This window comes from Candidatus Frankia alpina (assembly GCF_902806485.1).
GTDB classification, from domain to species: Bacteria; Actinomycetota; Actinomycetes; order Frankiales; family Frankiaceae; genus Frankia; species Frankia alpina.
This window is the reverse complement of sequence record NZ_CADCWT010000004.1, coordinates 63568-72699: the sequence shown is the minus strand read 5'-3', so window position 1 is coordinate 72699 and position 9132 is coordinate 63568. Positions and strand designations below refer to the sequence as shown.

Annotated in this window: 10 protein-coding genes; 9 read left to right on the top strand and 1 reads right to left on the bottom strand. The window is 68.3% G+C overall.

All coding sequences use genetic code 11. From position 1 onward, the window contains the following. Positions 1–237: 237 nt before the first annotated feature. A complete protein-coding gene (mug, locus tag G6R25_RS01505; protein ID WP_163551350.1) occupies positions 238–828 on the bottom strand; it encodes a G/U mismatch-specific DNA glycosylase in 591 nt (196 codons plus the stop codon). Between the two features lie 791 nt (positions 829–1619). On the opposite strand from mug, the gene rpsL reads away from it, so the two are divergent. From rpsL to rplB, 9 genes are all read left to right on the top strand, one after another. Beyond that, positions 1620–1994: a 30S ribosomal protein S12 gene (gene rpsL, locus G6R25_RS01500; RefSeq protein WP_009740532.1), complete on the top strand. Its 375-nt coding sequence runs from the start codon at positions 1620–1622 to the stop codon at positions 1992–1994. After that, positions 1994–2464: a 30S ribosomal protein S7 gene (gene rpsG / locus G6R25_RS01495; RefSeq protein ID WP_136446411.1), complete on the top strand. Its 471-nt coding sequence runs from the start codon at positions 1994–1996 to the stop codon at positions 2462–2464. The genes rpsL and rpsG overlap by 1 nt, the downstream gene beginning before the upstream one ends. Before the next feature lie 6 nt (positions 2465–2470). Continuing rightward, positions 2471–4567, top strand: a complete 2097-nt coding sequence (gene fusA / locus G6R25_RS01490; RefSeq protein WP_163551349.1) for an elongation factor G — start codon at positions 2471–2473, stop codon at positions 4565–4567. 72 nt (positions 4568–4639) lie between these two features. Beyond that, positions 4640–5833 carry an elongation factor Tu gene (gene tuf / locus G6R25_RS01485; RefSeq protein WP_163551348.1) on the top strand — a complete coding sequence of 398 codons (1194 nt, stop codon included), beginning with the start codon at positions 4640–4642 and terminating at the stop codon, positions 5831–5833. A 300-nt stretch (positions 5834–6133) separates the two neighbouring features. Continuing rightward, positions 6134–6442 carry a 30S ribosomal protein S10 gene (rpsJ, locus tag G6R25_RS01480; RefSeq protein WP_007514815.1) on the top strand — a complete coding sequence of 103 codons (309 nt, stop codon included), beginning with the start codon at positions 6134–6136 and terminating at the stop codon, positions 6440–6442. 18 nt (positions 6443–6460) lie between these two features. Beyond that, a complete protein-coding gene (gene rplC / locus G6R25_RS01475) occupies positions 6461–7165 on the top strand; it encodes a 50S ribosomal protein L3 (RefSeq protein ID WP_136446414.1) in 705 nt (234 codons plus the stop codon). Next, positions 7162–7872, top strand: coding sequence for a 50S ribosomal protein L4 (gene rplD / locus G6R25_RS01470; RefSeq protein ID WP_163551347.1), 711 nt, complete (start codon positions 7162–7164; stop codon positions 7870–7872). The genes rplC and rplD overlap by 4 nt, the downstream gene beginning before the upstream one ends. Next, a complete protein-coding gene (gene rplW / locus G6R25_RS01465) occupies positions 7869–8165 on the top strand; it encodes a 50S ribosomal protein L23 (RefSeq protein WP_163551346.1) in 297 nt (98 codons plus the stop codon). Before rplD ends, rplW begins: the two co-directional genes overlap by 4 nt. Before the next feature lie 61 nt (positions 8166–8226). Then, positions 8227–9060 (top strand): 50S ribosomal protein L2, encoded by an 834-nt coding sequence (gene rplB, locus G6R25_RS01460; protein WP_163551345.1) that lies wholly within the window; start codon positions 8227–8229, stop codon positions 9058–9060. Positions 9061–9132 lie beyond the last annotated feature (72 nt).

The window sequence follows — 9132 nt, the reverse complement described above, 5'->3', positions numbered from 1 at the left end:
CAGCCCCGCAGAAGTCGCCTTCCCGTCCTGCTGTCGCGTTCCGTAGGGTTCGGCGCCCGATTTGTCCCTGCGGAAGAGACGGATCGCACCGCTCCCAGGTTCACCGGGCCTGTTGCGGTGCCGGTGCGTCGCGCATTTTGCGGTGCGTCCGGCGCGGTTTCACGGAGTCGGACCGTGCCAACCGCGCCGCAACTGCGGCGAGGACGGTTTCGGACCGACGGCGCTGGAACTGGGCGATCACCTGTCGCCGTAGGCGGCCTCGCGCAGCTCGCCGTACACCCGGACCAGGTCGGGCAGCTGGTAGTGCGCGTTCAGACCGCTCGGGTTGGGCAGTAGCCAGACGCTGGCGGGGCCCAGGGTTTCCGGCTGCCGACCGACCTGCGCGCGACGCCGGCCGAAGCCGACGCGGTAGGCGGCGAGGCCGAGGAAGGCCACCCAGCGGGGCGAGATCCGCTCGACGAGCTCGGTGAGCCGGGTGACGCCCGCCCGCACCTCGTCGTCGCTGATCTCGTCGGCGCGGGCGGTGGACCGGTTGACCAGGTTGGTGATGCTGAGGCCGCGACTGGTCAGCTCGCCGCTCTCGCTGGGGTGCAACCGGCGCGGGGTGAACCCGGCGAGGTGCAGTACCGGCCACAGCCGGTTGCTCGGCGTGCCGAAGTGAAAGCCGGTCGCCCCGGACTCCAGGGACGGGTTGATCCCGCACAGCAGCACCGTGGTCCGCGGGGCGACAAGGTCGGGGACCGCGGTGTCATAGGCGGCGAGTAGCTCCGCCCGGGTCGGCCGCGGGGGCGGGGCGGCCAGCGACTGTCCGCCAACTGCGTCAAACATGTCCTCGAGGACCTCCGATGCCGGTATCGTGCGTCTGGTACAGCGTGCCAGGACCAGGCTCGTGGAAGTCCGCGGGTCCCGGTGCCCGGACCGTAGCCTTCGGTGTTGACGCCGGAGTCCGGCCGCCCCGCAACGCGGGTAGTGGATTGTCGGCTCCGGCGGGCCGATCAGGACGCGGGCCGGCCGGTTTCCCGCACCGAGTCCGGTTCTGGGCTATGGCCGGTCCCGCGCCGAGTTCGGTCTTGGGCTTGATCGAGTCCTGGGCTTGATCGGGTCTTGAGCTGAGCGAGTGAGTTCCGGGTCTGGCGGTGGGGTCGTGCCGCGACCAGCCGCTGATCCCGCGGCCCGAGGTCGAGGGCTTGTGGGGCTGCGGTGTCTGCGTCGGACGTTGGCCGATACCCCGTTCGACACGTGACGCAACCGTGGAGTACTGTTGGTTCCCGTGGCCGGAGCCCATGTGGTTCCGGCGTGCGTCTTGCACTTCGATGTGGCGCCGTGGTGCCTGGCAGGTTGACGTAAAGTCACCGCTCGGGTGTCCGTCGGCGACTGTCGGGCTCGGTTCCGCGAAGCGGCCGGGCGGGCTGGCGCGCTGTCCACCGTAGTTGGATCAATCGAATTTGCGATCCTCTTCGGACGAAACGGCGCGACACGCCCGACCGCGTGGGTCGGAGAAGCCCGTCGAGGTCACTGCGGTGGCTTAGGTGCGGTTCGCAAGAGTTAGCAGGTAGGCCGGCGTACCGGTCTGGTTGCCCAAGGCAGTATGACGAGGCGTCACAGGAACGGGAGCGGCGTTGCCCACGATCCAGCAGCTGGTCCGCAAGGGCCGGCAGGACAAGGTCGAGAAGACCAAGACCCCGGCACTTAAGGGAAGCCCTCAGCGTCGTGGCGTGTGCACCCGCGTCTACACGACTACCCCGAAGAAGCCGAACTCGGCGCTGCGCAAGGTGGCGCGTGTCCGGCTGAACAGCGGGATCGAGGTCACCGCCTACATTCCCGGCGTCGGCCACAACCTGCAGGAGCACTCGATCGTCCTGGTTCGTGGCGGTCGTGTGAAGGACCTCCCGGGCGTTCGATACAAGATCGTCCGTGGCGCTCTCGACACGCAGGGCGTCCGTAACCGCAAGCAGGCTCGTAGCCGCTACGGCGCGAAGAAGGAGAAGGGCTGATGCCGCGCAAGGGGCCCGCGCCCAAGCACCCCGTCGTGGTCGACCCGGTGTATGGGTCGCCGCTGGTGACCGCGTTGGTGAACAAGGTGCTGATGAGCGGCAAGAAGTCAGTCGCCGAGCGCATCGTGTACGGCGCGCTGGAAGGCGCGAAGAACAAGACCGGTAACGACCCGGTCGTCACGCTCAAGCGGGCGCTCGACAACGTCAAGCCCACCTTGGAGGTGCGCAGCCGCCGGGTTGGTGGCGCCACCTACCAGGTGCCGGTCGAGGTTCGCGCCGGTCGCAGTACGACCCTCGCACTGCGCTGGCTCGTCGGCTACTCCCGGGCTCGTCGCGAGAAGACGATGACCGAGCGGCTGATGAACGAGCTCATCGACGCGAGCAACGGCCTCGGCGCGAGCGTGAAGCGCCGGGAGGATACCCACAAGATGGCGGAGTCCAACAAGGCCTTCGCCCACTACCGCTGGTAGCTTGACATGCCATCTGACGCACCTTCCTCGCTGGCCGGTACCCGCAATATCGGAATCATGGCCCACATCGACGCGGGCAAGACCACAACGACTGAGCGCATCCTCTTCTACACCGGTGTGAACTACAAGATCGGTGAGGTCCACGAGGGCGGCGCCACGATGGACTGGATGGAGCAGGAGCAGGAGCGGGGGATCACCATCACCTCCGCGGCCACGACCTGTATCTGGCGCGACCACACCATCAACATCATCGACACGCCCGGCCACGTCGACTTCACGGTCGAGGTCGAGCGGTCGCTGCGCGTTCTCGACGGCGCTGTGGCGGTGTTCGACGCCGTCGCCGGCGTCGAGCCCCAGAGCGAGACCGTCTGGAAGCAGGCAGACCGGTACAACGTGCCGCGGATCGCCTTCGTCAACAAGATGGATCGCGTCGGCGCCGAGTTCCACCGCTGCGTCGAAATGATGCTTGAGCGGCTCGATGCGACGCCGGCCGTCATCCAGCTCCCCTGGGGCGTGGAGTCCGACTTCCGCGGCGTGATCGACCTGATCCGGATGAAGGGCCTGCTCTGGCAGTCCGAGGACAAGGGCGCTTCCTACGACGTCGTCGACATCCCGCGGGACCACCTGGAGGCCGCGCAGGAATGGCGCGACAAGCTCCTGGAGACGGTCGCGGAGAACGACGACGAGCTCATGGAGCTCTACCTCGAGGGTGAGGAGCCCTCCGTGGAGCAGCTCATGGCCGGCCTTCGGCGCGGCACTCTCGCCAGCAAGCTCAACCCGGTGCTGTGCGGCTCCGCGTTCAAGAACAAGGGCGTCCAGCCCATGCTCGACGCGGTCGTCGACTTCCTGCCGAACCCGCTGGACATCGGCACCACCATCGGCCACTCCATCAGCGACGAGGACGCCGAGGTTCGCCGCGAGCCCAGCGAGGACGCACCGTTCTCGGCGCTCGCCTTCAAGATCATGAGCGACCCGTACGTCGGCAAGCTGACCTACATCCGGGTGTACTCTGGCAGGTTGACCGGAGGTTCGCCGGTGCTGAACTCGACGAAGGACCGCAAGGAGCGCATCGGGCGCATCCTGCAGATGCACGCCAACCACCGGGAAGACCGGGACAGCGTCAGCGCGGGGCAGATCGTCGCCGTGGTGGGGCTGAAGAACACCACCACCGGGGACACTCTCTGCGACCCGAACGCGCCGGTGATCCTGGAGTCGATGACCTTCCCTGCGCCGGTCATCCACGTCGCGATCGAGCCGAAGACGAAGGCCGACCAGCAGAAGCTGGGCACCGCGATCCAGCGGCTCGCCGAGGAGGACCCGACCTTCCAGGTCCGGACCGACGAGGAGACCGGCCAGACGATCATCGCCGGCATGGGTGAGCTGCACCTCGACGTGCTGGTCGACCGCATGCGCCGCGAGTACGGCGTCGAGGCGAACGTCGGCAAGCCGCAGGTGGCCTACCGGGAGACCATCCGCCGCAAGGTGGAGAAGATCGACTACACCCACAAGAAGCAGACGGGTGGCTCCGGCCAGTACGCTCGGGTGATCATCAACCTGGAGCCCTCCGGCGGCGACGGCGGTGGTTACGAGTTCCAGAACAAGGTCACCGGCGGTCGCATCCCCCGGGAGTACATCCCGTCGGTCGACGCCGGCTGCCAGGAGGCCATGGAGTTCGGCGTGCTGGCCGGCTACCCGCTGGTCGACGTCAAGGTCACCCTCCTGGACGGTCAGTACCACGACGTGGACTCGTCCGAGCTCGCCTTCAAGATCGCCGGTTCGATGGCGTTCAAGGACGCGGCGCGCAAGGCCGACCCGGTGCTTCTCGAGCCGCTGATGGCCGTCGAGGTCACTACGCCCGAGGACCACATGGGCGACGTCATCGGCGACCTGAACTCCCGTCGCGGACAGATCCAGGCGATGGAGGAGCGCGGCGGTTCCCGGATCGTGCGGGCCCAGGTGCCACTGTCAGAGATGTTCGGCTACGTCGGCGACCTGCGGTCCAAGACGTCCGGCCGGGCCAGCTACTCGATGCAGTTCGACTCCTACGCCGAGGTTCCCGGGAACGTCGCCAAGGAGATCATCGCCAAGGCGCGGGGGGAGTGACCGCCCTCGTGGCGTGAGCACCTCCCCAACCTGACTACACAGCACGACACCACCCGTCCTTGGAGGGACCCCGTGGCGAAGCAGAAGTTCGAGCGGACGAAGCCGCATGTCAACATCGGCACCATCGGTCACATCGACCATGGCAAGACCACGCTGACCGCGGCGATCACCAAGGTGCTGCACGACGCGCATCCGGACCTCAACCCCTTCACGCCGTTCGACCAGATCGACAAGGCGCCGGAGGAGAAGGCCCGCGGTATCACGATCTCGATTGCGCACGTCGAGTACCAGACCGACAAGCGGCACTACGCGCACGTCGACTGCCCTGGGCACGCGGACTACATCAAGAACATGATTACCGGTGCCGCCCAGATGGACGGGGCGATCCTGGTGGTGTCCGCGACCGACGGTCCGATGCCACAGACGAAGGAGCACGTGCTCCTTGCGCGTCAGGTCGGCGTGCCGTACATCGTCGTCGCGCTGAACAAGGCCGACATGGTCGACGACGAGGAGATCCTTGAGCTCGTCGAACTCGAGGTCCGCGAGCTGTTGAGCTCGTACGAGTTCCCTGGTGACGACGTCCCGGTCATCCGCGTCTCCGCGCTCAAGGCGCTGGAGGGCGACAAGGAGTGGGGCGCCAAGCTCCTCGAGCTCATGGCCGCGGTCGACGAGTCGATCCCCGAGCCGGAGCGTGACATCGACCGGCCGTTCCTCATGCCGATCGAGGACGTCTTCACGATCACCGGTCGTGGCACCGTCGTGACCGGCCGTGTCGAGCGTGGAATCGTCAAGGTCAACGAGATCGTGGAGATCGTCGGCATCAAGCCGGAGACCACCACGACGACCGTCACCGGCGTCGAGATGTTCCGCAAGCTGCTCGACGAGGGGCGTGCCGGCGACAACGTTGGCCTGCTCCTGCGCGGCATCAAGCGTGAGGACGTCGAGCGCGGCCAGGTCATCGTCAAGCCCAAGACGATCACGCCGCACACGGTGTTCGAGGCTCGGGTCTACATCCTGGACAAGGACGAAGGCGGCCGCCATACGCCGTTCTTCAAGAACTACCGGCCGCAGTTCTACTTCCGCACCACCGACGTGACCGGCGTCGTGACCCTCCCCGAGGGCACCGAGATGGTCATGCCGGGCGACAACACCGAGATGACGGTCGAGCTCATTCAGCCGATCGCCATGGAGGAAGGCCTGCGCTTCGCCATCCGCGAGGGTGGCCGGACCGTCGGCGCGGGCCAGGTCACGAAGGTTCTCAAGTAGTACCGGTGGGCGGTGGGTCCGGATCACCTGGGCCCACCGCCCACATTGCTGCCCGGGCGGCGCGACTGAGCGCCACCCCGGGCGGCCTGGCTGCCGGTACCACCGGCTGCCAGCGCGGCAGGTAATCCGGCACCAGTGTCGATCGATCGACGCGGGACCGGCACGAGACAGCGGTAACCGGCAGACTCCCTCCGCCGGCGGCGGGGCGCGGGCCTCGCGCCACCGGCAGGGCGGATCTACGGGCGGTGACCCGGTAGCGGTACCGGCCGGACGAGACAGACAGGACAGGCGAAGCCCACCATGGCGGCACAGAAGATCCGCATTCGGCTCAAGGCCTATGACCACGAGGTCATCGACAGCTCGGCGCGGAAGATCGTCGAGACGGTGACCCGGACGGGTGCGCAGGTCGCGGGACCGGTGCCGCTGCCGACGGAGAAGAACATCTACTGCGTCATCCGGTCGCCGCACAAGTACAAGGACAGCCGCGAGCACTTCGAGATGCGGACGCACAAGCGGCTGATCGACATCCTTGACCCGACGCCGAAGACGGTCGACTCGCTGATGCGGCTCGACCTCCCCGCCGGCGTCGACATCGAGATCAAGCTGTAAGAGGGGGCCGGCGCAGTCATGCTCATCCGCAACTACAGAGGGCTCCTGGGCACCAAGCTCGGGATGACCCAGGTATGGGACGCGAACAATCGCGTCGTGCCGGTCACCGTCATCAAGGCCGGTCCCAACGTCGTCACGCAGGTCAAGACGCCTGACTCGGACGGGTACTCCGCCGTCCAGCTCGGTTACGGCGAGATCGACCCGCGCAAGATCAACAAGCCGGCCCGGGGGCACTTCGGTACGAGCGGGGTGACGCCGCGGCGCCATCTCGTCGAGCTGCGCACCGCCGACGCCGCCAACTATCGGCCCGGCCAGGAGCTCACCGGCGAGGTGTTCGTTCCGGGGACCGTCGTCGACGTCACCGGAACCTCCAAGGGCAAGGGCTTCGCCGGTGTCATGAAGCGTCACGGGTTCAAGGGCCTGGGCGCCGGGCACGGCGTCGAGCGCAAGCACCGCTCGCCGGGTTCGGTCGGCGGCTGCGCGACCCCCGGCCGTGTCTTCAAGGGCCTGCGCATGGCGGGCCGGATGGGCCACGCGCGCACCACCACGCCGGGCCTGACCATCCACGCCGTCGACACCGAGCGTGGCTTTCTGCTGGTGAAGGGCGCGATACCCGGCCCGGACGGCGGCCTCGTCTTCGTGCGCAGCGCGGCCAAGCGCCCGGCGCCCGAGGCGATCACCCCGGCCGTGGCGGTCGGCGCCGGTGAGGAGGTCTCGGCATGAGCCGGGTGGCGACCGCATCCGATCCGGATGCCACCACCATGCGCACCGTCTCGGTGCACGCGCTTGACGGCGGTGACGGCGGCAGCGTTGAGCTGCCCGGTGGCGTGTTCGACGTGCCGCTGAACGTCCCGCTGATCCACCAGGTCGTGGTCGCGCAGCTCGCGGCGGCCCGGCAGGGCACCCACGACACCAAGACCCGCGGCGAGGTTCGCGGCGGCGGCCGCAAGCCGTACCGGCAGAAGGGCACCGGCCGAGCCCGGCAGGGCTCACTGCGCGCTCCGCAGTTCGCTGGCGGTGGCACGGTGCACGGCCCGACGCCGCGCAAGTACGACCAGCGCACCCCGAAGAAGATGAAGGCCGCCGCGCTGCGTGGCGCGCTGTCCGACCGGGCGCGCAACAGCCGGGTCCACGTCGTGTCCTCGCTGGTCTCCGGTGATGCACCGTCGACGAAGGCCGCGGTGACGGCGTTGCGTACGGTTGCGGACACCCGCCGCGTGCTGGTGGTCGCGAGCCGCAGTGACGAGCTGACCTGGAAGAGCTTGCGCAACGTCGCGGCGGTGCACCTGCTCGACCCGGGGCAGCTGAACACCTACGACGTGCTGGTGAGCGACGACGTCGTCTTCACCGAGGAAGCGCTGGCCGCGTTCCTCACCCGCGACAGCCGGCCGGCATCGCCCACCGCGGCCGGGGCGGAGGAGAACAAGTGATTCCCGATCCGCGTGACGTGATCCTGCGGCCGGTCGTCTCCGAGAAGAGCTACGGCCTGCTTGACGAGAACGTCTACACCTTTATCGTGCACCCGGACGCGAACAAGACTCAGATCAGGCTCGCGGTCCAGCAGATCTTCAACGTGCGCGTCCTGCGGGTGAACACCATCAACCGGCAGGGCAAGCGCAAGCGGACCAAGCACGGCTGGGGGCAACGGTCCGCGACCAAGCGGGCCCTGGTCAGCCTGGCGCCCGGTCAGACGATCGAGATCTTCGGAGGCCCCGGTGCCTGAGCGCGTGCGCCGCGCCGCGGCGGCGGCCCACGGGTCGACGGGCCAGGGACGGTAGGAAGCCATGGGAATTCGTAGGTACAAGCCGACGACGCCGGGGCGTCGTGGCGCGAGCGTGGCCGACTTCGTCGAGATCACCCGTGATCACCCGGAGAAGTCGCTGGTCCGTCCGCTGCACTCCAAGGGCGGGCGCAACGTCCACGGCCGGATCACCACCCGGCACCAGGGCGGCGGCCACAAGCGGGCCTACCGGATCATCGACTTCCGGCGAGACAAGGACGGCGTGCCGGCGAAGGTCGCGCACATCGAGTACGACCCGAACCGCACGGCCCGCATCGCGCTGCTGCACTACGCCGACGGCGAGAAGCGCTACATCATCGCCCCGGTGAAGCTCAAGCAGGGTGACCAGGTCAGCTCCGGGGTGGGCGCCGACATCAAGCCCGGTAACGCCCTGCCGCTGCGCAACATCCCGACCGGCACCGTGGTGCACGCCATCGAGCTGCGTCCCGGCGGCGGCGCGAAGATCGCCCGTAGCGCCGGCGTCAGCGTGCAGCTCGTCGCAAAGGACGGCCCCTACGCCCAGTTGCGGATGCCCTCGGGCGAGATCCGCAACGTGGACGTCCGCTGCCGCGCCACCGTCGGCGAGGTCGGCAACGCCGAGCAGAGCAACATCAACTGGGGCAAGGCTGGCCGGATGCGCTGGAAGGGCCGTCGGCCCACCGTGCGTGGTGTCGCCATGAACCCGGTCGACCACCCGCACGGTGGTGGTGAGGGCAAGACCTCCGGTGGTCGTCACCCGGTCAACCCGAAGGGTCGTCCGGAGGGCCGGACCCGGGTCCAGAAGAAGTCGTCCGACGCGCTCATCGTGCGTCGTCGCAAGCAGAACAGGCGGCGGTAGTGACCTCACGCACCCGGACCCCGGCCCCCGTGAGCCCGTCGTCCGCCCCCCGTACCTCCCGTACCCACCGGA

Bases quoted from the DNA above. Each gene is read 5' to 3' on its own strand.
- rplD (WP_163551347.1), top strand. From the start codon at position 7,162: ATGAGCCGGGTGGCGACCGCATCCGATCCGGATGCCACCACCATGCGC.
- mug (WP_163551350.1), bottom strand. From the start codon at position 828: ATGTTTGACGCAGTTGGCGGACAGTCGCTGGCCGCCCCGCCCCCGCGG.
- rpsJ (WP_007514815.1), top strand. From the start codon at position 6,134: ATGGCGGCACAGAAGATCCGCATTCGGCTCAAGGCCTATGACCACGAG.
- fusA (WP_163551349.1), top strand. From the start codon at position 2,471: ATGCCATCTGACGCACCTTCCTCGCTGGCCGGTACCCGCAATATCGGA.
- rplC (WP_136446414.1), top strand. From the start codon at position 6,461: ATGCTCATCCGCAACTACAGAGGGCTCCTGGGCACCAAGCTCGGGATG.
- rpsG (WP_136446411.1), top strand. From the start codon at position 1,994: ATGCCGCGCAAGGGGCCCGCGCCCAAGCACCCCGTCGTGGTCGACCCG.
- rplB (WP_163551345.1), top strand. From the start codon at position 8,227: ATGGGAATTCGTAGGTACAAGCCGACGACGCCGGGGCGTCGTGGCGCG.